Source organism: Mesorhizobium sp. CNPSo 4671 (assembly GCF_057784245.1).
Window position 1 is genome coordinate 316,219 of record NZ_JBWLUW010000007.1, and the last position, 25,430, is coordinate 341,648.

Annotated in this window: 27 protein-coding genes; 17 read left to right on the forward strand and 10 right to left on the reverse strand. The window is 62.9% G+C overall.

The window, feature by feature from the left end:
* The first annotated feature begins 389 nt into the window (after nucleotides 1–389).
* From pstS to phoB, 6 genes are all read left to right on the forward strand, one after another.
* Nucleotides 390–1,445: a phosphate ABC transporter substrate-binding protein PstS gene (gene pstS / locus AC04SF_RS21395; RefSeq protein ID WP_488479404.1), complete on the forward strand. Its 1,056-nt coding sequence runs from the start codon at nucleotides 390–392 to the stop codon at nucleotides 1,443–1,445.
* 68 nt (nucleotides 1,446–1,513) lie between these two features.
* Complete coding sequence (gene pstC / locus AC04SF_RS21400) at nucleotides 1,514–2,497, forward strand: phosphate ABC transporter permease subunit PstC (protein ID WP_488479405.1); 984 nt, start codon at nucleotides 1,514–1,516, stop codon at nucleotides 2,495–2,497.
* A gap of 3 nt (nucleotides 2,498–2,500) precedes the next feature.
* Nucleotides 2,501–3,352: a phosphate ABC transporter permease PstA gene (pstA, locus tag AC04SF_RS21405; RefSeq protein ID WP_095201300.1), complete on the forward strand. Its 852-nt coding sequence runs from the start codon at nucleotides 2,501–2,503 to the stop codon at nucleotides 3,350–3,352.
* Nucleotides 3,349–4,152, forward strand: a complete 804-nt coding sequence (gene pstB, locus AC04SF_RS21410; protein WP_488479406.1) for a phosphate ABC transporter ATP-binding protein PstB — start codon at nucleotides 3,349–3,351, stop codon at nucleotides 4,150–4,152. The genes pstA and pstB overlap by 4 nt, the downstream gene beginning before the upstream one ends.
* Nucleotides 4,153–4,177: 25 nt before the next feature.
* Nucleotides 4,178–4,885 carry a phosphate signaling complex protein PhoU gene (gene phoU, locus AC04SF_RS21415; RefSeq protein WP_010911897.1) on the forward strand — a complete coding sequence of 236 codons (708 nt, stop codon included), beginning with the start codon at nucleotides 4,178–4,180 and terminating at the stop codon, nucleotides 4,883–4,885.
* A 19-nt stretch (nucleotides 4,886–4,904) separates the two neighbouring features.
* Nucleotides 4,905–5,594: a phosphate regulon transcriptional regulator PhoB gene (gene phoB, locus AC04SF_RS21420; protein ID WP_032917568.1), complete on the forward strand. Its 690-nt coding sequence runs from the start codon at nucleotides 4,905–4,907 to the stop codon at nucleotides 5,592–5,594.
* 12 nt (nucleotides 5,595–5,606) lie between these two features.
* Here the strand turns inward: phoB and AC04SF_RS21425 are convergent, their stop codons facing one another.
* The gene (locus AC04SF_RS21425) at nucleotides 5,607–6,854 is read right to left on the reverse strand and encodes an ROK family protein (protein ID WP_488479407.1); all 1,248 of its coding nucleotides are present in this window, start codon (nucleotides 6,852–6,854) and stop codon (nucleotides 5,607–5,609) included.
* Nucleotides 6,855–7,117: 263 nt separating this feature from the next.
* On the opposite strand from AC04SF_RS21425, the gene xylF reads away from it, so the two are divergent.
* From xylF to AC04SF_RS21445, 4 genes are all read left to right on the forward strand, one after another.
* The gene (gene xylF / locus AC04SF_RS21430; RefSeq protein ID WP_488479408.1) at nucleotides 7,118–8,158 is read left to right on the forward strand and encodes a D-xylose ABC transporter substrate-binding protein; all 1,041 of its coding nucleotides are present in this window, start codon (nucleotides 7,118–7,120) and stop codon (nucleotides 8,156–8,158) included.
* 145 nt (nucleotides 8,159–8,303) lie between these two features.
* Nucleotides 8,304–9,635 carry a sugar ABC transporter permease gene (locus AC04SF_RS21435; RefSeq protein ID WP_488479409.1) on the forward strand — a complete coding sequence of 444 codons (1,332 nt, stop codon included), beginning with the start codon at nucleotides 8,304–8,306 and terminating at the stop codon, nucleotides 9,633–9,635.
* 14 nt (nucleotides 9,636–9,649) lie between these two features.
* Nucleotides 9,650–10,462, forward strand: a complete 813-nt coding sequence (locus AC04SF_RS21440; RefSeq protein WP_488479410.1) for an ATP-binding cassette domain-containing protein — start codon at nucleotides 9,650–9,652, stop codon at nucleotides 10,460–10,462.
* 151 nt (nucleotides 10,463–10,613) lie between these two features.
* Nucleotides 10,614–12,254 carry a CHASE domain-containing protein gene (locus AC04SF_RS21445; RefSeq protein WP_488479411.1) on the forward strand — a complete coding sequence of 547 codons (1,641 nt, stop codon included), beginning with the start codon at nucleotides 10,614–10,616 and terminating at the stop codon, nucleotides 12,252–12,254.
* Between the two features lie 98 nt (nucleotides 12,255–12,352).
* Here the strand turns inward: AC04SF_RS21445 and AC04SF_RS21450 are convergent, their stop codons facing one another.
* The 5 genes from AC04SF_RS21450 to AC04SF_RS21470 all read right to left on the reverse strand — a co-directional run bounded on the left by AC04SF_RS21450 (nucleotide 12,353) and on the right by AC04SF_RS21470 (nucleotide 15,817).
* Entirely contained in the window at nucleotides 12,353–12,598 is a 246-nt protein-coding gene (locus AC04SF_RS21450) for a YMGG-like glycine zipper-containing protein (protein WP_096450964.1), read from the reverse strand.
* An 83-nt stretch (nucleotides 12,599–12,681) separates the two neighbouring features.
* The gene (locus AC04SF_RS21455) at nucleotides 12,682–13,008 is read right to left on the reverse strand and encodes a hypothetical protein (RefSeq protein WP_488479412.1); all 327 of its coding nucleotides are present in this window, start codon (nucleotides 13,006–13,008) and stop codon (nucleotides 12,682–12,684) included.
* 420 nt (nucleotides 13,009–13,428) lie between these two features.
* Entirely contained in the window at nucleotides 13,429–14,463 is a 1,035-nt protein-coding gene (locus tag AC04SF_RS21460; RefSeq protein ID WP_488479413.1) for a sensor histidine kinase, read from the reverse strand.
* Nucleotides 14,464–14,652: 189 nt separating this feature from the next.
* Nucleotides 14,653–14,817 (reverse strand): DUF1328 domain-containing protein, encoded by a 165-nt coding sequence (locus AC04SF_RS21465; RefSeq protein ID WP_027031438.1) that lies wholly within the window; start codon nucleotides 14,815–14,817, stop codon nucleotides 14,653–14,655.
* A gap of 205 nt (nucleotides 14,818–15,022) precedes the next feature.
* Entirely contained in the window at nucleotides 15,023–15,817 is a 795-nt protein-coding gene (locus AC04SF_RS21470) for a response regulator (RefSeq protein ID WP_096450956.1), read from the reverse strand.
* Nucleotides 15,818–16,041: 224 nt separating this feature from the next.
* Between AC04SF_RS21470 and AC04SF_RS21475 the strand changes: the two genes are divergently transcribed.
* Complete coding sequence (locus AC04SF_RS21475) at nucleotides 16,042–16,245, forward strand: NepR family anti-sigma factor (protein WP_095201308.1); 204 nt, start codon at nucleotides 16,042–16,044, stop codon at nucleotides 16,243–16,245.
* A 3-nt stretch (nucleotides 16,246–16,248) separates the two neighbouring features.
* Entirely contained in the window at nucleotides 16,249–16,800 is a 552-nt protein-coding gene (locus AC04SF_RS21480; RefSeq protein ID WP_096450954.1) for a sigma-70 family RNA polymerase sigma factor, read from the forward strand.
* A 36-nt stretch (nucleotides 16,801–16,836) separates the two neighbouring features.
* On the opposite strand, the gene AC04SF_RS21485 is transcribed toward AC04SF_RS21480, so the two are convergent.
* A complete protein-coding gene (locus AC04SF_RS21485) occupies nucleotides 16,837–17,286 on the reverse strand; it encodes a response regulator (protein WP_096450952.1) in 450 nt (149 codons plus the stop codon).
* Between the two features lie 80 nt (nucleotides 17,287–17,366).
* Between AC04SF_RS21485 and AC04SF_RS21490 the strand changes: the two genes are divergently transcribed.
* The 3 genes from AC04SF_RS21490 to AC04SF_RS21500 all read left to right on the forward strand — a co-directional run bounded on the left by AC04SF_RS21490 (nucleotide 17,367) and on the right by AC04SF_RS21500 (nucleotide 19,149).
* On the forward strand, nucleotides 17,367–18,128 hold the full coding sequence (locus tag AC04SF_RS21490; RefSeq protein WP_488479414.1) for a Crp/Fnr family transcriptional regulator: 762 nt from the start codon (nucleotides 17,367–17,369) through the stop codon (nucleotides 18,126–18,128).
* Between the two features lie 224 nt (nucleotides 18,129–18,352).
* Nucleotides 18,353–18,679, forward strand: coding sequence for an ElaB/YgaM/YqjD family protein (locus tag AC04SF_RS21495; RefSeq protein WP_069090305.1), 327 nt, complete (start codon nucleotides 18,353–18,355; stop codon nucleotides 18,677–18,679).
* 11 nt (nucleotides 18,680–18,690) lie between these two features.
* Complete coding sequence (locus AC04SF_RS21500) at nucleotides 18,691–19,149, forward strand: hypothetical protein (protein ID WP_096450948.1); 459 nt, start codon at nucleotides 18,691–18,693, stop codon at nucleotides 19,147–19,149.
* A gap of 26 nt (nucleotides 19,150–19,175) precedes the next feature.
* Here the strand turns inward: AC04SF_RS21500 and AC04SF_RS21505 are convergent, their stop codons facing one another.
* Nucleotides 19,176–20,708, reverse strand: a complete 1,533-nt coding sequence (locus tag AC04SF_RS21505; protein WP_488479415.1) for a sensor histidine kinase — start codon at nucleotides 20,706–20,708, stop codon at nucleotides 19,176–19,178.
* Nucleotides 20,709–20,863: 155 nt separating this feature from the next.
* On the opposite strand from AC04SF_RS21505, the gene AC04SF_RS21510 reads away from it, so the two are divergent.
* The gene (locus AC04SF_RS21510) at nucleotides 20,864–21,037 is read left to right on the forward strand and encodes a hypothetical protein (RefSeq protein ID WP_202352430.1); all 174 of its coding nucleotides are present in this window, start codon (nucleotides 20,864–20,866) and stop codon (nucleotides 21,035–21,037) included.
* Between the two features lie 29 nt (nucleotides 21,038–21,066).
* Here the strand turns inward: AC04SF_RS21510 and AC04SF_RS21515 are convergent, their stop codons facing one another.
* The gene (locus tag AC04SF_RS21515) at nucleotides 21,067–21,987 is read right to left on the reverse strand and encodes a diacylglycerol/lipid kinase family protein (protein WP_488479416.1); all 921 of its coding nucleotides are present in this window, start codon (nucleotides 21,985–21,987) and stop codon (nucleotides 21,067–21,069) included.
* Nucleotides 21,988–22,273: 286 nt separating this feature from the next.
* On the opposite strand from AC04SF_RS21515, the gene AC04SF_RS21520 reads away from it, so the two are divergent.
* Nucleotides 22,274–23,578, forward strand: a complete 1,305-nt coding sequence (locus AC04SF_RS21520) for a PRC-barrel domain-containing protein (RefSeq protein WP_488479417.1) — start codon at nucleotides 22,274–22,276, stop codon at nucleotides 23,576–23,578.
* A gap of 94 nt (nucleotides 23,579–23,672) precedes the next feature.
* Here AC04SF_RS21520 and AC04SF_RS21525 read toward each other — a convergent pair whose 3' ends face one another.
* The gene (locus AC04SF_RS21525; protein WP_488479418.1) at nucleotides 23,673–25,238 is read right to left on the reverse strand and encodes an alkaline phosphatase family protein; all 1,566 of its coding nucleotides are present in this window, start codon (nucleotides 25,236–25,238) and stop codon (nucleotides 23,673–23,675) included.
* Nucleotides 25,239–25,430: the final 192 nt, after the last annotated feature.

Genomic DNA, 25,430 nt, shown 5'->3' on the forward strand with positions numbered 1-25,430 from the left:
ATTCCGCCCTTGCAGTTACGGGCGGGAGCAGCGACCGCCGGCAAGAGACAGCGTCAACCTACCCCAACGGACCTGTTTTTGGCGATGGCCCGGCCACGACACGCTCTGGCCTTGAGCAACGCGCTCCCGTCCGGATTTTCTTCACCTGGGAAAGCCCCGCCGAATCCGGCGGCGGCTGCAGCCGGCGGATGGCTCAAGCCCCTGATTCCCGCGGCAAACTCGGATCGGGCCGCAACCGCCCGACGCCGCCGCCTTTTCGAGTGCCCGCGACGCGTTACCGGGCTGACATGAAACTGTCATGCGACTGTAATAATCCAAGTCTATTGGCCTCAGCGGGCGCTGGTTAGGAATGGCGCCGAGAGACCATCTTCCGAACAGGAGCAGGCCACATGAGACATTTCATCCGCTCAGCGGCCGTTGCGATTGCAATGGCTACAGCGTCTACCTTCACCCTTTCCGCAGCAATGGCAGCTGACCTTTCCGGCGCCGGCTCGACCTTCATCTATCCGGTGTTCGCCAAGTGGGCCGACACATACAAGAAGGATACCGGCATCGGCCTCAACTACCAGTCGATCGGCTCCGGCGGCGGCATCAAGCAGGTCATCGCCAAGACCGTGACCTTCGGCGCCACCGACAAGCCGATGTCCGACGCCGATCTGGAAAAGAACGGCCTCGTGCAGTTCCCGATGGTGATGGGCGGCATCGTGCCGATCGTCAACCTCACCGGCGTCAAGCCGGGCGAACTCGTTCTCGACGGCAAGACCCTCGCCCAGATCTATCTCGGCGCCATCACCACCTGGGACGATGCCGCGATCAAGGCGCTGAACCCCAGCCTCACCCTGCCGTCGACCGCGATCGCCGTCGTGCATCGCTCGGACGGCTCGGGCACCACCTTCAACTTCACCAACTATCTGGTGAAGCTCTCGCCCGACTGGAAGGACAAGGTCGGTTCGGACAGCGCCGTCGAATGGCCGACGGGCGTCGGCGCCAAGGGCAGCGAAGGCGTTGCCAACACCGTCAAGCAGACCGACGGCGGCATCGGTTACGTCGAATACGCCTATGCCAAGCAGAACAACCTGTCCTACTCCAAGATGCTGAATGCAGCCGGCAAGGTCGTCGAGCCGTCGCTCGAATCCTTCGGCGCTGCCGCTTCGAATGCCGACTTCAAGACTGCCAAGAACTTCAACGTCATCATCACCAACGAGCCTGGCGACACCACCTGGCCGATCGCTGCTTCGACCTGGGTTCTGATCCACAAGGCTCCGGATGATGCCGCTGCCACCGGCGAAGCGCTGAAGTTCTTTGCCTGGGCCTACAAGGACGGCAAGGAAACCGCCAAGGCGCTCGACTACGTCTCGATCCCCGACAGCGTCGTCGACCTGATCAAGGCTTCGTGGAAGGCCGACATCCAGGCCGACGGCAAGCCCGTCTATGCCGGCGAGTAATATCCTCCGAAGGAGCGCCGCGCCCGCGGCGCTCCTTTTCCCATCAACTTGAAAGAGCCGAGCTTGACATGAGCGCTGTCCAGGAAGCCTTGCCAGCCGTTAGAGGTTCGCGCGACGCCACCGTTCGACGGTTCGCGCTGACCGATTCGATCTTCCACGGAATGACCCGCGCCGCAGCCATACTGGTTCTGGTCCTGCTCGGTGGTGTTGCGATCTCGCTGGTAGCCGGTTCATGGCAAGCTCTGTCGACCTTCGGCTTCTCTTTCCTGACCAGCGAAAGCTGGAATCCGGTGACGGAGAAGTTCGGCGCGCTGGCGCCGATCTACGGCACCATCATCACCTCGGCCATCGCCATCCTGATCGCCGTGCCGCTCGGCATCGGCATCGCCATCTTCCTCACCGAGCTTTGCCCGCGCCCGCTGCGACGCCCGATCGGCATGGCGGTTGAATTGTTGGCCGGCATCCCTTCGATCATCTACGGTATCTGGGGCCTGTTCGTGCTGGCGCCGTTCCTGCAGACGACGGTGCAGCCTTTCATCATCAGCGTCTTCCACGACATTCCGGGCCTCAACAGCCTGTTCGCCGGCCCTCCTTACGGTATCGGCCTGCTGACCTCGGCGATGATCCTGGCCATCATGATCCTGCCTTTTATCACCTCGATCACCAAGGACGTCTTCGATACGGTGCCGTCGGTGCTCAAGGAATCGGCCTATGGCATCGGCTGCACGACCTGGGAAGTCACGCGCCGGGTCGTCATTCCCTACACGCGCATCGGCATCATGGGCGGCGTCATGCTCGCGCTCGGCCGTGCGCTCGGCGAAACCATGGCGGTGACCTTCGTCATCGGCAACGCGCACCGCATCTCGACATCGCTGTTTGCGCCGGCAACGACGATCTCGGCGACCATCGCCAACGAATTCACCGAAGCGGTCGGCGATCTCTATACCTCCTCGCTGGTGGCGCTCGGCCTGATCCTGTTCGTCATCACCTTCATGATCCTTGCCATCGCCCGCTACATGCTGATGCGCATTGACGCCCGCACCGGAGCCTGACCGATGTCGACAGCCGCATCGCTTCACCAGAGCCGCAAGCGCAAGAATGGCGTGATGATGACGCTGTGCGTCGTCGCCGCCGGCATCGGCCTTGCCTGGCTGGCGCTGATCCTCGGCGCCCTGCTCTACAAGGGCCTCGCCGGCGTCTCCCTCTCGGTCTTCACGGAAATGACGCCACCGCCCGGCGATGCCGGCGGCCTGCTCAACGCCATCTATGGCAGCATCGTGATGACCATCATCGGCATCATCGTCGGCACGCCGATCGGCGTGCTGGCCGGCACCTATATGGCGGAATATGGCCGCTTCTCGAAGCTCACCACCGTGGTTCGCTTCATCAACGACATCCTTTTGTCGGCGCCGTCGATTATCATCGGCCTGTTCGTCTATGAGCTGATGGTGCGGCCAATGGGGCATTTCTCGGCGATCGCCGGTGCCGTAGCACTTGCCATCCTGGTCATCCCGGTCGTGGTGCGCACCACAGAGGACATGCTCAATCTGGTGCCCAACGCCCTGCGCGAAGCCGGCACCGCGATCGGCGCACCGCGCTGGGTGGTCATCCGCTCGGTTGCCTACCGCGCGGCACTTTCCGGCATCGTCACCGGCATATTGCTGGCGATCGCGCGCATCTCCGGCGAGACCGCACCGCTTCTTTTCACGGCGCTGAACAATCAGTTCTGGTCGAGCAATCTCAACGCGCCGATGGCCAGCCTGCCTGTCACCATCTTCCAGTTCGCTCTCAGCCCTTACGAGGAATGGCAGCAGCTGGCCTGGACCGGTGCACTCATCATCACATTGACGGTTCTCGCGCTCAGCATCTTTGCGCGCAGCCTGACCGGACGCAGAGAGGACAAATGAGCCAGATGTTGTCTCCAGACATGACGATCGCCGCCGAGGCGGTGGCCAAGGCCAAGATCGAGGTCAAGAACCTCAACTTCTACTATGGCCAGTCGAAGGCCCTGAAGGATATCACGCTGTCGCTGCCCGAGCGCAGCGTCACCGCCTTCATCGGCCCTTCGGGCTGCGGAAAGTCGACGCTGCTGCGCGTCTTCAACCGTATCTATGAGCTCTATCCCAAGCAGACCGCCGAGGGCCAGGTGCTGCTCGACGGCCAGAACGTTCTCGACCGTTCGCAGGACCTCAATCTGCTGCGCACCAAGATCGGCATGGTGTTCCAGAAGCCGACGCCGTTCCCGATGTCGATCTACGAGAACATCGCTTTCGGCGTCAGGCTCTATGACAAGATCAGCAAGGCCGAGATGGACGGCCGTGTCGAGCAGGCGCTGAAGCGCGCGGCACTGTGGACCGAGGTCAAGGACAAGCTCAACGCCAGCGGCCTCAGCCTGTCGGGCGGCCAGCAGCAGCGGCTGTGCATCGCCCGCACCGTGGCGGTGAAGCCGGAAGTCATCCTGCTCGACGAGCCGGCCTCGGCGCTCGACCCGCTCTCGACCGCCAAGATCGAGGAGCTGATCGACGAGTTGCAAGCCGAGTACACGATCGTCATCGTCACCCACAACATGCAGCAGGCGGCGCGCGTGTCGAAGCAGACCGCCTTCATGTATCTGGGCGAACTGGTCGAGTTCGACAAAACCGAGAAGATCTTCACGTCGCCTCGCGAGAAGCGCACGCAAGACTACATCACCGGCCGCTTCGGCTGATCGCACGCATACGAGGACCAGGATCATGGCCGAACACACAGTCGCAGCCTTCGACGAGGATCTCGGACAGATCAGCAGGCTGATCAGCGACATGGGCGACCTCGCCGGCTCGATGGTCGGCGGCGCCACCAAGGCACTGCTGAATTCCGACAATGCGCTGGCCCAGCGCGTGGTCTCCGACGACGCGATCATGGACGCGCGCCAGCGCGAACTCGACGACCGTGCCATCACGCTGATCGCCAAGCGCCAGCCGATGGCCGACGATCTGCGTCATGTAGTCGGCTCGATCCGCATGGCCGGCGACCTCGAACGCATCGGCGACCTTGCCAAGAACATCGCCAAGCGCGTCGGCACCGTCGGTCTCAGCGCCACGCCGCGCGACCTGTCGCATTCCATCGACGCCATGGCGCAGCTGGTGCTGATCCAGGTGCAGGGCGTGATCGAGGAGTATGCGGCGCGCGATGCCGCCGCACTGGCGAAGTTGCGCGCCGACGACGAACGTATCGACGTCAAATACACCTCCGTCTTCCGTGAACTGCTGACCTATATGATGGAGGATCCGCGCAACATCACGGCCTGCACGCATCTGTTGTTCTGCGCCAAGAATCTCGAACGCATCGGTGACCACGTGACCAACATCGCCGAGAATGCGTACTATGTCCTGACCGGCACGCAGCTGCCCGCCAATCGTCCAAAACAGGACGAGACGGCGATGTCAGCGCCGGCAGCCTGAGCGCAGGGGTAACCAGTCGATGATCGCGCCACGCATCATGGTGGTGGAGGATGAGGAGCCGCTGGGGGTGCTGCTCCGCTACAATCTGGAATCCGAAGGCTACCAGGTCGAGGTGGTGCCGCGCGGCGACGAAGCCGAAATCCGGCTCCAGGAGAACGTGCCCGACCTTCTGGTGCTCGACTGGATGGTGCCTGCGGTGTCCGGCATCGAACTCTGCCGGCGCCTGCGAATGCGGCCCGAGACCGAGCGGCTGCCGATCATCATGCTGACCGCGCGGGGCGAAGAAAGCGACCGTGTACGTGGACTTTCCACCGGCGCCGACGACTATCTGGTCAAGCCGTTTTCGACGCCGGAATTCATGGCAAGAGTCAAGGCGCTGCTTCGCCGCGCCAAGCCGGAAGTGCTGTCCAGCGTGCTCAAGGTCGGCGACATCGTGCTCGACCGCGAATCGCACCGGGTCTATCGCAAGAAGAGCGAGATACGGCTTGGGCCGACCGAGTTCCGCCTGCTCGAATTCATGATGCGCCATCCCGGCCGCGTGTTCTCGCGCAGCCAGCTGCTCGACAATGTCTGGGGCGAGACGATCTACATCGACGAGCGCACCGTCGACGTGCATGTCGGCCGCCTGCGCAAGGCGGTCAACAATGGCCGCATGCCCGACGTCATCCGCACCATTCGCGGCGCGGGCTACGCGATCCGCGAGGATTGATCGCGAGCGGTTTCAGGCCACGTTCTTGCCCACGCCGCCCGCCCTTGCCTGCACGCCCGGCGCGAAAATCTCCTGGTCGACGAAGGTCAGCGCGCGCATGGCGCAGCCTTCGCGGATCAGCGGCAGTTCGTTCGGTTCGGTGTCGAAGGAAATCGATTTCGAGTGCTGGCCGCCGGCGGTCTGCGCGATCGCCTCGCGCAATGCCGGCTCGATCAGGTCGAAGGCGGCGGCACTGACGCCGACCATGGCGACGGGCGCGGGATCGATCAGCGCGAACAGGCTGCCGAGGCCATAGCCCAATGCCTCGCCGGCCTTGCGATAGGCTTCTCGCTCAGGCCCGTCTCTTTCCCGTGCGGTGGCGGCGAGTGCCCGCATCTGTGCGTCGCTGACGTCGGCGACCGGCTCGGTGTCCTCGCCAAGCTGCCTGGCGTTGCGCCAGATGGCGTAGTTGCCGGCATAGGCCTCGACGCAGCCGCGGCGTCCGCAGCGGCAAAGCGCGCCGCCGGGCCGATGGATCATGTGACCGAACTCGCCGCCCGAGGAATGGGTGCCGGTGAACAGCTCGCCCTTCAGCACCAGGCCCATGCCGATGCCGTGCGAAAGCAGGATGGCGATGAAGTCGTCGCGATAGCGCTCGGGATCGCGCCAGCGCAGCGCCACCGCCATCATGTTGCAGTCGTTTTCCATGGTGGCGGGGATGCCGAACTCGGCCTCGAGTATGTCGGCGAAGGCGATGTTGGTCTGCGGCGTGATCGGCGACCACAGCATCGCCCGGGCCTCGGTGTCGGTGATGCCCTGTATTGCCAGTGCGATGCGGGCGACGCTGCGCACGTCGATATCGGGATCCTCGAGGCGCCGCCGCACGATGGCGACGCATTCGCCGATCAGCGCTTCGCGCGACATGGTCAGCGTGTCCAGCCGGCGCTGTTCCTCCGAGACCACCTGGCCGGCATAGTCGATGACGGCGACGGACAGGAAATTCAGCGACAGCACCACGGTCATGACGGCCGCGGCCTCCGAGTTGAGGCCGAGGCCGACCTGCGGCCTGCCGCGCTTCAGCGAGCCGGCCTCGCTCGGCTTGCCTTCGGCCAGGATGCCTTCACCGATCAGATCGGAGGAAATCGCCGATATGGTCGAATGGCTGAGGCCGGTGGTCGCGGCGATCTCGGTGCGCGAGGGCCGACCGGCCCGGCGCACGGCCGCGATCACCATGGCGCGGTTGCGCCGGCGCAGATCGTCGTGACGGATTCCGACCGACATGTTTTCCCACATCCTCCCCAGTCGCCGCGGTTCCTCGAACGCCGCATGCGACATGGTCAAATACTGGCAGAAGCGGCCCGTCCTGTCATTTATTTATTCCGAGGCTCGAAAAAAATTCGCGGGGACATCAAAATCCATCAGAATCGTTGTTGACAGCGTTCCGGTGTTGGATCAGTGTTTTTTCGAGGCTCGAAAAAATAGAGCCTCTGTGCCGGCCTTAGGGCCAGTTTGGTCGCGCCATACGCGGCGCAGGGAGGAATATCATGAAGGGATTCACAGCCGCCATCCTGGCGGGTGTCGCCATGTCGCTGACGCTTGCGTCGGTCGCGCAGGCGAAGGACAAGGTTATCGGCGTTTCGTGGTCCAACTTCCAGGAAGAGCGCTGGAAGACCGACGAAGCCGCCATGAAGAAGGCGATCGAGGCTGCTGGCGACAAGTACATTTCCGCCGACGCGCAGTCCAATCCCGGCAAGCAGCTTACTGATGTCGAAAGCCTGATCTCGCAGGGTGCCAATTCGCTGATCATCCTGGCGCAGGACGCCTCGGCCATCGGCCCGGCCGTGCAGAAGGCGTTGGACGAAGGCATCCCGGTCGTCGGCTATGACCGCCTGATCGAGAACAAGGACGTCTTCTACCTGACCTTCGACAACAAGGAAGTCGGCCGCCTGCAGGCTGGTGCCGTGTTCAAGGCCAAGCCGGAAGGCAATTACGTCTTCATCAAGGGCTCGGGCTCCGATCCGAATGCCGACTTCCTGTTCTCGGGCTCGATGGAAGTGCTCAAGGCGGCCATCGACAGTGGCAAGATCAAGAATGTCGGTGAGGCCTATACGGACGGCTGGCTGCCCGCCAACGCCCAGAAGAACATGGAGCAGTTCCTGACCGCCAACGACAACAAGGTCGATGCCGTGGTAGCCGCCAATGACGGTACCGCCGGCGGCGTCGTCGCAGCGTTGACGGCGCAAGGTCTCGCCGGCACCGTGCCGGTGTCGGGCCAGGACGGCGACCATGCCGCGCTGAACCGCATCGCGCTCGGCACCCAGACCGTGTCGGTGTGGAAGGACGCGCGCGAACTCGGCAAGAACGCCGCCGAGATCGCCTCGCAGTTGGCCGACGGCAAGAAGATGACCGACATCGCCGGCGTAAAGGACTTCACGACGCCTGGCGGCAACACCGTCAAGTCGCTGTTCCTGACCCCGGTCGCCATCACCAAGGACAATCTCAACGTTGTCATCGACGCCGGCTGGATCAAGAAGGACGAAGTCTGCGCGGGCGTCGCCGCCGGCAGCGTCGCGGCCTGCAACTAGACGGCGCAATACTGTTCGATATCGACGCCGCGGCCCATAAGCCGCGGCGTTTCTCAAGGGGCTTCCCGCTTCAAATGACTGCGGAAAGCAAATAGCATCCATGTTCCGGCATCCGCGCCAGACGGTAAACCGGTGGGAGGATAGCATGACCGACACGACCTCTAATCAACCGGTCGGCAGCACGGCGGCGGACAAGGCGCGTGCATCCGAACTCAGCGCAGTTGGACGGTTCCTCAAGGCTACAGAACTCGACACGCGCATGCTTGGCATGGTCGGTGCGCTGCTGGTCATCTGGGTCGGCATCCACATCCTGTCGGGTGGGCTTTTCCTGACGCCGCGCAATCTGTGGAACCTGTCGGTGCAGACTTCTTCAGTCGCGATCATGGCGACCGGCATGGTGCTGGTCATCGTCATGCGCAACATCGACCTCTCGGTCGGATCCGTCGAAGGCGTGATCGGCATGATCATGGGTGTGGCGCAGGCTGAATTCCTGATCCGTGTCGTTGGTTTCCAGCTTGGAAATCCCTGGCTCTGGATCATCGCGCTGACGGCCGGCGTGGTGCTTGGTCTCCTGATCGGTGCATTCCAGGGCTTCATCATCGCCTATATGGAGGTTCCGGCCTTCATCGTGACGCTGGGCGGCCTGCTGGTCTGGCGCGGCATGGCGTGGCTGATCACCAGCGGGCGCACGGTCGCGCCGCTCGACACAACCTTTCAGTTGATGGGCGGCGGACCACGCGGCTCGATCGGCGCCACCGCCAGCTGGATCGTCGGTGTGGTCGCCTGCGTGGCGGTCGCCTTCATGCTGCTCAACGGCAGGTCGCAGCGCAAGCGGTTCCACTTTCCGCTGCGCCCCGTTTGGGCCGAGACCTTGCTTGGCGTGGTTGCCTGCGCCGCTATCCTTGGCGCCGTCTGGATCGCCAATTCCTATCCATGGCCGATCGGCATCGTGCGCCAGTACGCCCAGCAGAACGGCATTACCGTTCCCGAGGGCGGGCTGTTCATCGCGCATGGCATTGCCATACCGGTGCTGATGGCGGTGGCGGTGGGCATCATCATGACCTTCATCACCAAGCGCACGCGTTTCGGCCGCTATGTCTTTGCCATCGGCGGCAATCCGGAGGCAGCCGAACTCGCCGGTATCAACACACGCTGGGTAACCATGAAGGTGTTCATGATCATGGGCGTGCTGGCCGCCATCAGCGCGGCGATCTCGTCGGCCCGGCTCAACGCATCGACCAATGCTCTGGGCACGCTGGACGAGCTTTTGGTCATCGCCGCCGCTGTCATCGGCGGCACGTCGCTCGCCGGCGGCGCCGGCACGGTGATGGGCGCCATGCTGGGCGCGCTGCTGATGCAGTCATTGCAGTCGGGCATGGTGTTGCTCGGCATCGACTCGCCGCTGCAGAGCATCGTGGTCGGCGCGGTGCTGGTCATCGCGGTGTGGCTCGACACCGTCTATCGCAAGCGGGTTTAGGGGGAAAAACGATCATGACCGACAAAACCGCTCCCGCAACTGCCCCCACGGGTACGCCGCTGATCGACATGCGCAACATCTCGATCGCCTTTGGCGGCATTCGCGCCGTCGACGATGCCTCGATCGATCTTTTCCCCGGCGAGGTCGTGGCGCTGCTCGGCCATAACGGCGCCGGCAAGTCGACGCTGATCAAGATCCTGTCCGGCGCCTACAAGCGCGACGGCGGCCAGATCTTCGTCAATGGCGAGGAGGCTTCGATCGCCAATCCGCGCGACGCCAAGAAATACGGTATCGAGACCATCTACCAGACACTCGCCTTGGCCGACAATGTCGACGCCGCCGCCAATCTGTTCCTCGGCCGCGAGCTGATGACCGGCTGGGGCACGCTCGACGACGTTGCGATGGAGGCCGAGGCGCGCAAGGTGATGGGCCGGCTCAATCCGCGCTTCCAGCGCTTCAAGGAGCCGGTGATCAAGCTGTCCGGCGGACAGCGGCAATCGGTGGCGATCGCGCGCGCAATCCTGTTCAACGCCCGCATCCTGATCATGGACGAGCCGACGGCCGCCCTTGGTCCGCAGGAAACCGCGCAGGTCGGCGAACTGGTCAAGCAGCTCAAATCCGACGGTATCGGCATCTTCCTGATCAGCCACGACATTCATGATGTGTTCGAGTTGGCGGACCGGGTCTGCGTGATGAAGAACGGCCAGGTCGTCGGCACCGCGCGCACCACCGATGTCACCCAGGACGAGGTGCTCGGCATGATCATCCTGGGCAAGTGCCCTCCAGGTGCCATTCCCGGGCCGGGCGCGCTGAGAATCGCCGCCTGAGGGCTGCCGGCCGCCCGGTATGGGCTTGATCGGCATGGCCGGTTGCCGCTTACGTGATATGCCAGTGATCGCGATGGCTTGGCCTTGCCATTGTGTTGGCCCGGCGACTTGCCCATAAAGGTCCGGTATTGCTCATGGACCGCATGATCCGTTGAAGAAACTTTTTCCGATTGTCGCGTTCATCGCCGTTGCGCTGATCAGCATGACCATGGCGGGGTTCGCCTATTTCGCGACGCAGGAGGCCTCCCGCATCAAGTTCGAAGCGGCGGCCGACGATGCGCTCAACCGGATCGAGAGCCGTATCGACCTGCATTTGTCGCTGCTGCGGTCGACGCAGGCGCTGTTCGACGCCCGCAATGGCGACATCTCGCAGAACGAGTTCAAGGCGTTCTTCAACGCGCTGGATGTCGACAACAATTTCGCCGGCCTGCGCGGTATTGGCTTCCTCGGACTCGTCAAGACGGGCGACGAGGCGGCGGTCGAGCGCGACATCCTCCACGATTTTGGCGTCAGCCATCCGGTCTATCCGGAAACGACGCAGCCCTGGCGCGCACCCATCATGCTCTTCGAGCCACTGGATCCGTCCAACCAGGCCAGTATCGGCTACGATATGTTCAGCGAACCGGTTCGGCGCGCGGCGATCGAAAAGGCGATGGCCGATGACCAGCAGCACGCGAGCGGGCTGGTGCAGCTGGGACAAGGCACCGGGGCGACGCAGACCTTCCCCGGCTTCCTGGTCTTCGTGCGGCTCAACGTCGAGACCGCGCCGGAGGTCATCAACGCGTCACGATCCTCGACCGCGGGCTTTCTCTATGCGGCCTTCCGGGCCCGCGACCTGTTCCAAATCGCACTCAGCCGCGCGCCGCTGCTGCCGGTCAACACCGAGATCTATGACGGGGCGGCGGACAGCGACAATCTGTTGTTCCGGTCGGAGACGCCGCCTGCCTCTGCCTTTGGCGATCGGCTGCTGGTCACCCGCAAGATCACGGTGGCAGGCCGCCCGTGGACGGTGCTGTTCAGGCCGACCAGCGCCTTCTCGCAGCCGTCGTCGCGCGCCATCCCAGTGATGCTGGGGCTGTTCGGCCTGCTGGCGGCGGGCGCCATCGCGCTGGTGGCGCGCTATCAGGAGCGGGCCTATGAGGCGGCATCGCGCCTGCACGAGACGACCGAAAAAAGCCTGCTCGAAAAGGATCTGATGCTGCAGGAGATGAAGCATCGCATCAAGAATTCGATCACCAGGGTGCTGGCGATCGCGCGGCAGACGGCTTCGCGGGCGACCGACGTCAACGAGTTCTCGGCGTCCTTCTCGGCCAGGCTGCAGGCAATGGCGGCCTCTCAGGACATGCTGACGCGCTCGCGCTGGCAGAAGGCCGATCTCGCCGATCTCCTGCGCATCGAGCTTGGCCAGGTGTTCGGCAAGGACCTGCCTGCGGGGTTGTTGTCGGGACCGGAGGTCCTGCTCGACGAGACCACCACGCAGGCGCTTGGCCTGACCTTCCATGAGCTGGCAACCAATGCGCTGAAATATGGCGAAGCCGGCAATTCCGCCAATTCGCTCAGGAGCGACTGGGCGCTCAAGGTGGACTGGTCGGTGGAAGGGCGTGGGCGCGAGCGGACGCTGGCGCTGAACTGGCGGGAGGCCGGGAAGAAAAAAGTCGAGGCGCCAGCCGAGACCGGATTCGGCACCAAGCTGATCGACCTCAACGTCACGCGAGAGCTGCGTGGCACGATCAAACGCGATTTTCAGGCCGATGGTCTGAAGGTGGAAATACGTATCCCGCTGATAGTCTGACGGCGAACAGCCAGGCGGATGGCAATCAAACGCCAATACATGCAAAATCCGGAGGCCGGCGGGCCGGCCTCCGGATCGAAGTTTCGACTATCGCCGGATTAGTTGCAGCGCGCCGTGTAAATCCGGCCGCGATGATCGCGATACTGGCAATAGCCGTTCTGCAGCTTGCGAACCAGCAGACCGGAACCGGCACCGACAGCCGCACCGATCAGCGCGCCCTTGCCGCCGCCGACCAGGCCGCCGATACCGGCGCCAATCAAGCCGCCGCCAACGACGTCCTGCTCGGTCGACGTGCAGCCGCTGAGAGCGGCCACCGCAACCATGGCAATAATCATCTTCCGCATAGAGTCACTCCTCACTTTGTGTCCACACTTTGGTAAGCTCCAACAGCCATTTAGCACGAAATGACGGCCTTTGCTGCTCGAATTTATTGTTGGCTAGGATAGTCTTTTTCTGGGCGTACTGCGTTAGATGCCATGACCAGGCTGGAAATGGCAAGCGAAGCTTCGAGGCTGCCATCGGGACGCACATTCCAGACGATCTGATCATAGTCATCCTCGAGCGCGGGATCGACGGCGAGACATTTGGCGACAATATGCTGCGCCTGTCCCTGTACGTCGCCCAGGGCGAAGGGGCGTTCGGCGGTGCATTCGTCGGCGGTTTCGAAAACGCTGACTGGCACCTGCAGTTCGTGGCACTCGGTCATCGAATTGCTGCAACCGATGACGAGCAACAATGCAGCGATGTGTTCCATGGCGACATGTCCTCTCGCCACAATAACGGCCCAGATCGGCCAAAAGTTCCTGAGCGGTCGGGGTGGACACGCGAATACAGCCAGCGCTGCAAGGGGTTAAACAGCGGCACTGGTGCCAGCGGGCATTTCGGTCAGGTCAGCTGGAACAGCCCGATGAGTAGAATTGTCGCGGCCGCCGCCAGGACGACGCCCCACAGCAAGGTGTGATGCGGCGGGGAAAGCGGGCCCGCGGATGCTTCGGGATCCTGAAATTCGCCATCGAAACACGGGCGGCCTGTTCCAGTCTGTTCATGTCGGCGACTGTCAAGCATTCCTCCCACACCGTGCCGCAACCCGGGGTGTTGCAGCGGTATCTGGGTAAAACAACATCCGCTCTTATGGTGAACAGCCGGTTAAGGATCGTTGCTTGCCGCGGGCCACTCACTGCGTCTCGAAATTGCTGTGCGGGACAACAAGGCGGTATTCAAGGCGGCCGTCCGCGATGTCGAGGCTCGCGGTTCCGCTGAGCGACGCTGGCACCACCCGCTCCAGCGCGACGCTGCCGAAACGCTTTTGAGTCCCCCGGCCGCCATTGGCTCCTGTGGTCTCGGCCCATGTCAGCGACAGGGCGACCTCGCCAGTGGCGGCGGTGTCGAGATCGGCGGTCACTTCGACGAATCCATCCGGCCGGGACAGGGCGCCGTAGCTGACCGAGTTGACGGCGAGCTCATGCATCGCCAGGCCGATATGCAGCGCGGCATTGGGATTGAGATAGGGATTGGCGCCCCGGAAGCGAAGGCCGTGCGACGTGTTCGTCCCGTAGCGGCCGACCTGGCTCGTCACCAGTTCATGAAGGGCCGCACCGCGCCAGTTCGAGGACGTCACCAGATCCTGGGAGGAGGCCAGCGACTGCAGCCGGCCGCGAAAACGCGTCAGGAAGTCGCCGATGCCATCGGAATAGCGACCGGTCTGAGTCGCGATGCTCTGGATGATCGCCAGGAGATTCTTCGAGCGGTGGCTGACCTCGCGCAGCAGTGTTGTCAGTGTCTGTTCGCGCCGCTTCTGCTCGGTCGTCTCGACCATGGTGGTGACGACACCTTGCACGTCACCGGCGTCGCCCCGGTCGGCATCGACCCAAACCTGAAACCAGCGGACGCCGTTCTCGACCGGAACACTGATCTCAAGTCGCTCTGGATTGCCGGTCGCGACCACATCGCGCTTGGCGGCGCTGATGCGATCGGCCTGCGCCATCGGCAAAATGCCATTGCTGTCGGAATTGTCCGAAGCCCAGGGCGCGCGCATGTTGCGAGCCCATACGGTTTTCATTTCGCGATCCTGATAGAGAACGGAAATGCCGGCATTGTGCAGTGCGTGGAGAAGAGCCCGGCCCAGCTGCATGCCACTTTCCGCCGGGTGCAGGGCGATGACTTCGTCGCTCCGTGCGCCTTCCGTTCTATCTGCAGTCCTGGAGCGCATCGGTCGATCTGTCCACCCAACTCAGGCTGAACGGCTCACTGTGGAATGGGTTCCCAAATGAAATTTCCCGGAAACCTGTCCCCTAAAACGGTCCGCCGGACGGTGCCTTTTGAAGGGCTCCGTCCGGCGGTGGCTGGAAACCGTTTGAGGGGTGCGGCTTCCAGTGTTCGCTCGGATAGGTGTTCGCCCTCACGCCCGTTTGAACAGGCCGGCCAGCAGCGAAATGACCAGGAAGGCGAGAAAGATGAAGAACAATATCTGCGCGATACCGGCAGATGTGCCGGCGATGCCGCCGAAACCAAGCGCGCCGGCTATGATCGCCACCACGAGAAATACGAGCGCCCAGTAAAGCATGGTTCATCTCCTTCCGAATGATGCAGGGAAAACGTGGGTGGATGTGGTTTGTTCCACCCTTTGCTGAAAAAGACGGCGCTTGCAAATGGTTCGCAGTGGAGCTCTCGAAATTCTCCGTTGATGGATCGGGTTGCGAAAAAGGCCGCCCGATGCATCGCATCGAACGGCCTTTGATGTCGGGTATTCCTGCCGGAAAGAAGCGGTCCTATGCAGCGGCCTTCGCCTGGCGGTCGAAGAACAGCGCCTGGCTGATCAGCGCCTTGACCATGTCGGGATTGAACGGCTTGGTCACCAGGAAGGCCGGTTCGGGGCGCTCGCCGGTCAGCAGGCGCTCGGGGAAGGCGGTGATGAAGATCACCGGCACCGAGGTTGACGACAGGATCTCGTTGACCGCCTCGATGCCAGAGCTGCCGTCGGCGAGCTGGATATCGGCGAGCACCATCTTCGGCCGCGTCTTGCCGAACATCGTCACCGCTTCAGCGTGCGTGCGCGCCGTTCCAACGACACGGTGGCCGAGGCTCTCGACCATCTCCTCTATGTCCATGGCGATCAGCGGTTCGTCCTCGATGATGAGCACGTCGGTCGCCACCTGGCGGGAAATTTCATTGCTTGCCTGGGCAAGCAGCTCGGAGAACTGCTCGTCGCCGACGTCGAGGATCTCGGCCGCCTCGTCCTCGCTGAAGCCTTCGACGGCAACCAGCAGGAAGGCCTGGCGCGGCAGGGGCGCGATCGCGTTGAGATTGGCGGCGGCGCGCTGCTCCCATGCCGATTGTGCCTGCTCCTGTGGCACGCGGATGGCCACCGAGGTGAAGAGTTTGGCGAAAACCTTATAGAGCGCGATACGGTCGCTCGATGCCTCGGGGAAGATGTCGACGTCGGCGATGATGGCCTCAAGCATCGCAGCGACCAGCGCGTCGCCGCTCTCTTGCGATCCCGAGACGGCACGCGAGAAGCGGCGCAGGAACGGCAGGTGCGGTGCGATGGTGGCGGATAAACTCATGATAAGACGTCTCCCTCAGAATGACGTGATTGCACGGATTGCAGGTCAAGCTGATTGCAAGCCCCGCTAATACAACGCGGATTCTCCGAAAAAGTTCCGGCCGCTATGGAACGAATAGGCGGGAGCGGCGTTTTGGCGTTGGGATGGGCAACCAGACGAGGGTGCCGCTGGCCTTGTGTTGAGTTGAATATGAGCGGCCTGAGTGCTGGGAATATAAGGGCGAAATGAAGGACATGACGAAAGATATTTTGGCTGGCGCCGTGGGCAGGCGCCGGAACGGTGCCGGCGATCCGCTCGGGCCGAACTCCGAAATCGGTCGCAAACTCAAACAATATTATGACGAGCTGGTCTCCGACGATGTGCCGGATCGCTTTGCCCAGTTGCTCAGCCAGCTGGAACAGGCCGAACCCGCACAGAAAAAGGACTGAGGCATGGCAGCGGTCTCCCAAGGCTTCAAGACCGATCTGCTTGGGGCAATCCCGAGCTTGCGGGCCTTTGCCGTGTCGCTGACGCAGAATGCCGACAAGGCCGACGACCTCGTCCAGGAAACGCTGGTCAAGGCCTGGGACAAGCATGAGAGCTTCCAGCCCGGCACCAACCTCAAGGCATGGCTTTTCACCATCCTGCGCAATGAATTCTATTCGCAGATGCGCAAACGCGGCCGCGAGGTGCAGGACAGCGACGGCATCATGACGGCCAGGCTTGCCGTGCATCCGGCCCAGCACGGCCAACTCGACCTCAAGGATTTTCGTGGCGCTCTCGAGCAATTGCCGGAGGACCAGCGCGAGGCCATCATCCTCATCGGCGCATCGGGCTTCTCCTATGAGGAAGCTGCCGAAATCTGCGGTTGCGCGGTCGGAACGATCAAGAGCCGCGTCAGCAGGGCCCGCACGCGCCTGCAGGAAATCCTGAAGATTTCGGGCGAGGACGAATACGGTCCCGATGCGATCTCGGCTCAGGTTACGGGGACGGCGGGGCATTGACGTGAGGTCTAGAGAGCCGATGCGGCCGCATCGATCTCACCCTGGAGAGCCGCGTCCATAGGCCAGCGCCACCGCTTCGACGAGATCCTCGCCTGAGTACGGTTTGCTGACCAGCCTTACCCCCGGAAAGGATGCCTTGATCTCGTCCGCGTCCGAATAGCCGGAGGCGAACACGAAAGGGACGCCTGTCTCACGCAGACCGGCGGCGAATTCGAGCGTCGAGGTGCCGCCCAACATCAGATCGACGATGGCCGCGTCGAATTGTGTTGCGACCTTTCGGCCATCGATCTCGGCAAGGTCGCGGGCGATCACCACCTCCTGGGCGCCATGGTCGCGGCAAAGCTGCTCGACATCCATGGCGATGAGGAATTCGTCCTCCAGGACAAGAATCCGCAATCCGTCAAGCAATGTGGGCACAGTTGAAGGCTCCTTGAAACGCCGGGAGTCATGATCGCTATTGCGAGTGTTGTCATTTAAAAAAGACATGCCTTCTACCCCGGAACTCCGCTCCCGGCAAAACGTTTAAAGGTACCTGCTGACCGGCAGGCTTTCGAAGAGGGGTCGAAATGTCAGGGCAGAACGGGCGCGCTTTATCCAGCCGACAGTATCCCTGCGAGAATTGCCCGTTGCGGCCCTTGCCGGTCTTTCGGGAGTTCGAAAAACAGGAACTCGCCTTCATCAGTAAGTTCAAGACCGGGGAACTGGCGGTCGACAAGGGCGCCACGGTCCTCGTGGAAGGGAGCCACAGCGCCCATCTCTATACGGTGCTGTCAGGCTGGGCGTTCCGCTACAAGCTGTTGCCGGACGGCCGCCGACAGATCCTCAACTACCTCATGCCCGGCGATCTCATCGGCCTGCAAGGCAGTGTCATGGGGGAAATGCAGCATTCCGTCGAGGCCCTGTCGCCGATGCTGCTGTGCGTCTTCGAGCGCGACAATCTGCACGAACTCTACCGCAACCATCCCAGCCTCGGCTACGATATCACCTGGATCGCGTCACGCGAAGAACGCATGCTGGACGAGAACCTGCTCAGCGTCGGCCGCCGCAGCGCGATCGAACGCGCCGCCTATCTTATCGCCTTCATCGGCAGCCGTGCCAAAGTCGTCGGACTGAACGGCAAGCGATCCATTCAGATCCCGATCACGCAGCAGCACATCGCCGATACGCTTGGCCTGTCGCTGGTTCACACCAACAAGACGATCCGCAAACTGATGGATCGCAAGCTGATCCTCTGGCGCGATGGTGGTTGCGAGATCGTCGATTCCGAAGGGCTCAAGCAACTCGCCGGCTGGGAAGGGCTGGGCGAGGGGCGTCGCCCCTTGATCTGAAGACGCACCTCTCGCCATGGATTGCCGATTGGCGCACACGCGCATGTTTTCGGCTAGAGCAGGTCACTGTTTCACAGAAACAGCGAACTGCTCTATCTTTTTTGACGTAACTCCGGACGGAAAACCGTTTCACACTTTTCCTGGAGTTGCTCTAGTTTGTCCCGATGCCGGAACCTTGAGACGCAAAGCGCGTTTGAAATCGAGCAATCACAAGGAGTTAAGCAATGGCAACCGCCGCAGGGAAGACCGCCAACGAGGCGCGGGCAAATTCGGACCTCGAAGCCGACATCCGTCAGTTGAAGGCCGATATCGACAAGCTCACCAAGCAGTTGGCCAAGACCGGCGAGCATGGCTATGGCACCGCCCGCCGCGCGGCCACCGAGGGCGTTGAGCAGCTGCGCGCCCAGGGCGAGGCTGCGTTCGACAGCCTTCGCGGCAGCGCCAAGGACATCGAGGCGCAGTTGCTGGCAAATGTCCGCGAAAAGCCGGTGACGTCGCTGGCGATCGCCGCTGGCGTCGGCTTCCTCTTCGCGCTGCTCGCGCGTCGCTAGTTCCGCATCAGATGAGTCTGCTGGCATCCCTGCTCTCGGGTTTCGCCTCGGGTGAAACCGTGGCCGCCATACGTCGCGCGCGTATGGCGGCCATCGTCTATGCGATTGCCGCTCTGGCGGCATTTTGCGGCCTCGGCTTCCTGGTCGGGGCAGCTTATATCTGGGCCGCGGCCCGCTATGGATCGTTCGCGACAGCACTTGGTTTCGGTGTCGGCTTCCTGGTGATCGCAGGGCTCGTGCTGCTGATCCATCGCTTGATGTCCGGCGCCCGCGCCCGCCGCGAGGCAAGGCGGCGCAGCGCCGACATGAAGGCGATCGGCATCACGGCCGCACTCGCCGTGTTGCCGGCATTGCTCAAGGGAAAAGGCGGTCTCGGCGTCATTCTAGGCCCGGCCGTGGCGCTCGCCGCCTATGCCATCTACCGCGAGAATGTGAAGCCCGACGATCCGGATGGCGGGGAGGGGAAGTAACGCCGGCGCCCGGGATTATGGTCCCGTCACTTGGACAGATCTTCCAGCGGCATCGATATTTCGGCGAAGACGCCTTCCGGCCGGAATTCATGCGTCACTTCGCTTGAAATGACCTTGGCCAGGCTGCGGCGGATGAGGATCGAGCCGAAGCCGTGGCGCTGCGGCGGGGCGACTGCCGGTCCGCCGCTTTCGCGCCAGGTCAGCACTAGGCGCCGGTGGCCCTTCCTGCCTTCTGTCTTCCAGCCGAGGTCGACCTTGCCCGATGCAATCGACAGCGATCCATATTGCAGCGCGTTGCTGGCCAGTTCGTGCAGGATAAGTCCCAGGCCGACGGCCTGATCGGGCGACAGCAAGAGGTCGGCGCCGGAGATGGTGATGCGCGGCTGGTCGGCGGTGTCAAAAGGCCTGATCTCGATCTGCACGAGTTCGCGGATGCCGATGCCGCGCCACTCGCGGTCGGACAAGAGATTGTGGGCGATGCCCAGCGCCTGAAGCCGGGCGCCGAAGGCCTCGAGGAATTCGCTCGGCTGGCGGGCATGACGCACGGTCTGCGTCGCCAGCGCCTGGACGGTCGCCAGCGTGTTCTTGACACGGTGGTTGAGTTCGCGCAGCAAAAGCCGTTGCCGCTCGTCGCCGAGCTTGCGTTCGGAGATGTCGTAGTTGACGCCGAAGATCAGCGTCGGCTTGCCATCGCCGTCGCGCTCGATGACGCGGCCGCGCGTCGCCACCCAGCGCGGCGGATGAAAGCCTTTCACCCGGTATTCGCCGAAATAGTCATCGCTGCCGGACAGGGCATCGCGAAAGCGGGTTTCGGTCTGGTAGACGTCGCGCGGATCGATGGCGGTCAGGATGTCGCGCGCCCGCAGACGGGTCGAGCGCGGCAGGTTGAACAGTTCCGACAGCCGGACATCGCATTCGATCATGTCGGTGCGGATATCCCACGCCCAGCTGGCAAGCGAGGCCGCGTCGAGCGCGATGGCGCGCCGCTTTTCCTCGCGCGCCAGGGCGGCCTCGGCGATGGCGCCGTTGCGGGTCGCGTCCTTCAAGGTGAACAGGCTGGCGGCGAGGCCGGCCAGCGTCTTCAACTGGTCGAGCTTGACCTGCGATGGAAAGGCATGCGGCTTGCGGTCGAGCACGCACAGCGTGCCGATCCTGGCTCCTGCCACCACCATCGGCGCGCCGGCATAGAAGCGCACATGATGCTTGCCGGTGACCAGCGGGTTGGCTTTGAAGCGCGGGTCCGTCGTCGCGTCCGTCACCACCATGGGATCGTCGCCGGCGGCGATGGCATGGGCACAGAAGGAAATGTCGGTCGCGGTCTCGGTCTGGTCGAGACCAAAGCACGACTTGAACCATTGCCGCTCGAGATCGACCAGCGTGACCAGGGCGATCGGCGCCTGCATCACCGCCGCGGCAAGGCTGCTGATGCGGTCGAAATCCGGGTCGGCCGCCGTATCCAGAATTTCGAGCCCATGCAGCACGGCCAGCCGGTCTTCGGCATTGACCGCAAGCGCCACCTCGGCCGGCAGGCTCGCCCCTATTTCCACCTTGCTGTTCACCCCAATCCCCAAATGCCCATGCCGGTCTTCGCCGTCTTGCCGATCCATCGGCCCACGACAAGGTGGCATTCCCGGAACCATCCTAGCGAGGAACCGTTACCCGACCGTGATTTGCCGAACGCGCCCACGGACGCGGAGCGAGACAAGGACCGGCCATGGCCAAGATCATTCCTCAGGACAAAGCGCGGCAGGGGCGGTGGGGCTGGCACGGCCTGCGCATCCTGATCGCCGCGCTGCTTCTCGCCTTTGCTGCCTGGGGCATCGCCGAAATCTACGGTGAGGCGACCAAGACACCAGCGACACAGCAGGGAAGCGCGCCGAGCGGCTAGATTTTCGGCCGTCATCGTTCGAGATTGCATCAGGCGGCCTTTGCCTCGGCAATGCTGGTCGGCACCAGAACATTCAGCGCGCCGGGCCGGATTTCGATCGTCGTCTCACGCTCGAGCCTGACCAGTTCGCCATCCATGACGGCGCGGAACTTTCTGCTGCCGGAATGGATTTTCAGGACGGTGCGATCGGCCTGATGGATTTCGACATGTTCGTTGTCGCGCCATTTGCCGCGCGCCACATTGAAGAGGAATTTCACCAGCTCAGCGCGCTGCTGCGCCACTGTGACATAGATGCCGAGCACGCCACCCGATGGGTTGTCCGCATAAGGCAAATGGCCTTCGCCGAACAGATTGTTGGTGACGCCGATGCCTGAGATGCGCGCCGTCATCTCAGCCTTGCCGATGGTGAGCGTGACGTTCATCGCCGGCGGGTTCTTGATCGTCGCCCACGCCGCCTTGGCCGAAGCTCCGATCTTGCCCAGGCGCGAGCCGAATTCCATTCCTTGGCGCAACTGCACCATCTTGGCATGCATGCCGATCGAGAATTGATGAACGAAGGGCCGGCCGTTGGCGGTGGCCATGTCGACGGCGATGATCTCACCGTCAGCTAAGGATTTCAGCGCGGCATCGAGCGACTGCGGAATGCTGAGGCCACGCGCGAACAGGTTCATGGTGCCGGCCGGCAGGATGGCAAGCGCCTTTTTCTTGCCCATCAGCCTTGCGGCCGCCGCTGAAATGGTTCCGTCACCGCCAGCGGCCAGCACGACATCGACGGCACGGCGCGAAGCGGCACTGTCAAGACCTTCCACCACATCCTTGCCGGCAACCACATCAATGCTCAAGGAATGGCCTGCGGCTTCCAGCGTCTGACGCATCCTGTCGGAGAAGGCGGCGAGGTCGGTGGTGCGCAAGGTGCCGCCATCCCGGTTCAGCACCGCAGCAAATTTCATGCCCCGCTCCGTTGTGTCAGTCCAAAACGGCCGGAGGAACCCAGCCGCAGGCTGAAACGTGCCGATGCGGGAAAGGTTCCGTTGGCAAACGGTGCAATTCAACGCGGGTTCACCAGCCGCCGTCGCAACTGCTGCGTGTTTTTCCAACGCGAAATCCACGCCAGTTTTGTCGGAACAACGGCATGGTCACGACGTTGTGAACCCGTGGAGATGCCGCGCCCGGTCTTCCCAGCGACGGTTCAATCGGGCGCGGCGTGCATGAAATCACGCACCAGGAGAGACTATCATGATACGCACCCTTTTAGCCACGACCGCACTCGCAACGCTGATCGCGACGGGCGCCTTTGCGCAGACCGCGACGACCCCGGCTCCCGCCGACGCTCCTGCCGTTCAGGCGCCTGCCGCAGCCGCTCCGGTGCCGCGCGCCGAAGGCAGCATCGTCACCAACATCATCGGCGAATCCGTCTATAACGGTACCGGCGATGATGCTGAGAACATCGGCAAGGTCAGCGATGTCGTCTTCGACAACGACGGCATGGCGAAATCCGTCGTCATTGGCGTCGGTGGCTTTCTGGGCGTCGGGGCGAAGAATGTCGCCTTCGACTACGACAAGCTGCAGTGGGCCGAGAAGAACGGCGACCGCTGGCTGGTTGCCCAGACCACGAAGGACGAACTGACGGCGCATCCGGAATTCGACAGCAAGCCCTATGGACCCGCGCCGGCCCCCGCCGCTTCGACGGATGCGGCAGCGCCCACGGCGCCTTCGGCCACGGATACTGCACAAGCTCCTGCCGCCGCTCCGGCCGAGCCGGTAAAGCGTGCTGATGGCAACCTTGCCACCAACATCATTGGCGAGACCGTCTACAACAGTACCGGCGATGACGCGCAGAACATCGGCAGCGTCAACGACATCGTGCTGAGCAAAGAGGGCAAGGCGCAATCCCTGGTTATCGGCGTCGGTGGTTTCCTCGGCCTCGGCGCCAAGAATGTCACCTATGACTTCAACAAGGCGCAGTGGGCCGAGAAGAACGGCGACCGCTGGCTGGTAGCCCAGACCACCAAGGAAGAGCTGCAGGCGCAGCCGGATTTCAACCGCAAGGCCTATGATCCGGTGCCGGCAACGACGGCTTCAAATGAGCCGGCTCCGGCCGCTCCTGCTGTCGCACCGGCGGATAAAACAGCTGAGGCCCCTGCTGCTACGACCCCCGATGCCACCGCTCCCGACCAGACACAGACCGCGGCCATCGACAAGTCGACGCTGACCGAGATGCCAGTCGGTGAGATCAGGGGTGACGATCTGAAGGGCGCGACTGTCTATGGCGCCAATGACGCCAAGGTCGGGGAGATCGGCGATGTCGTGCTGACGCCCGACAAGAAGACCGATGCGGTGATCGTCAATGTCGGCGGCTTCCTCGGCATCGGCGAGAAGGAAGTGGCGGTCGGCCTGGATAATCTCAAATTCATGACCGACAAGAACGGCAAGAAATATCTCTACACCACCTTCACGAAGGAACAGCTCGAGGCGCAGCCTGCCTATGACAAGGGCAGCTATGCCGAGAAGCGCGATCAGCAGCGGATGATTGTGAAGTAGGGCAGTAGGGCAGTAGGGCAGTAGGGCAGTAGGGCAGTAGGGCAGTAGGGTGCGGCGTCGGTGCCGGTGTATCCAAACATACTGCCTTACTGCCCTACTCCCGTACTGCCTTGCTCACATGTCCCGCCACGCCATTTTCCGTCAGCTCCGCCAGCGCCAGCGACTGGTCGAGATGTTCGGCTCGCCAGGCGAGAAGCCGCTCGGCGAATTCCAGACGGGTGGACAGATGCGCGGGGCTGGTGGCGAGGTTGGTCAGTTCGCCAGGGTCGGTCTCGACGTTGAAAAGCAAGGGTGGCAAGCCGCCGCCAAAATGCACGTATTTGAATTTCCTGGTGCGGATGACAGCCAGGTTGCACTGGCGCGAGGCAATGCCGAAATGCGTTTCGGCTTCGCCATCAGCGATCGAGCGGAAGTCGAACTCCCAATGCGCGGCGTCACGCCAGATGGCGGGGGTTCCACCGCTCAGGAACGGTTTGAGTGACCATCCGTCGAGATGCGGTTCGGGCGCCTCGCCAAGCAGGTCTATAAGCGTGGGGAAGATGTCTACCGCCTCGGTGAAGCGATCGACCGTGCTGCCAGCCGCCTTGCCATGTCGCGGGTCGCGAATGATCAGCGGGATGTGGTAGCTGCCGTCGAAGTAGCCGCCCTTGCCCAGCATGAAATGGTCGCCCATCATCTCGGCATGGTCCGAGGTGAGAACAATGATGGTGTCGTCCCACGAACCCGAAGCTTTGAGTGCCTGCCATATCAGACCAAGCTGTGCGTCGACCTCCGAGATCATGCCGTAATAAATCGCCCGGATGCGGCGGAAATCATCCTCGCTCCAGTCGTGGACTTTGCCCGCGGCGCCAGGGCGGAACTTCGAGCGTTTCTGCCGGCTGAGATCATAGGCGAGATAGGGATGGCTTTGCGCTTCAGCCCGCCAGCTCTCCGCGCGGTGAAAAGCCGGGCCGTCGGCCGGATCGTATTGTGTGTTGTAGGGTTCCGGCACGATGAAGGGTGGATGTGGGCTGATGATGGAGAGATGCGCGAACCAGGGCGTGGCCTGCTCCTGCTCGCCAAGCCAGCGGCGGAACTCACCGACAAGGAAAGCCGCCGGCGTATGGTCTTTCGAATAGATTGGCGGCGCCTCGGTCACTGCGTCGGCGTCGTTTTCCTCATCGACGGGACGGTGGATGCCCGGAAATCCGGCGCTGGCATCGATGCCTTGCAGCTTCAGCCAGGACAGCCACTGCTTCTGGTGCTCGGGCAGCAGCTGGCGCGCCGTGAATCCCGGCAGCACGCCTTCATAGCTTTTCAGCCTTGGATCACGGGGCGCCAGCAGGCGCGGATCGAGCGACACGTCGGTATAGCCGAACAGCGTCGGATCGTAGCCTATGCTGCGCGCGTGCTGGGCGATGTTGCCATGACGGGCGTCGAGCGGCGTGCCGTTCCGGCAGACGCGGTTGTTCATCTGATAGAGGCCGGTGTAGAGGCAGGCGCGCGCCGGCGAACAGGGTGCGGCGCCGCCATAGTGGCGCTTGAACAGCACGCCCTCGGCGGCCAGCGCGTCGGCGTTCGGCGTCTTCACCACGGGATGGCCGGCAGCCGACAGGCAATCACCGCGCCACTGATCGCAAGTGATCAGGAGAACATTCGGGCGCCGGGCTTTTCCTGTCACTCGTGGTACCTTTCGCTGCATGGTCGAACGCAACTCATGGAACCGATTTCCGGCAAGGGCGCAAGACCGCCCGTATTGGTCGATTGGTGAACAAATCTCTTTTGATTGTTCACTTTTACAGCACAGTCCATTCTGTGTTTGCCGCCTTTGCCGCAATCGGTCGTGTCCTCATATTGGCGTGGACAGCGGCAA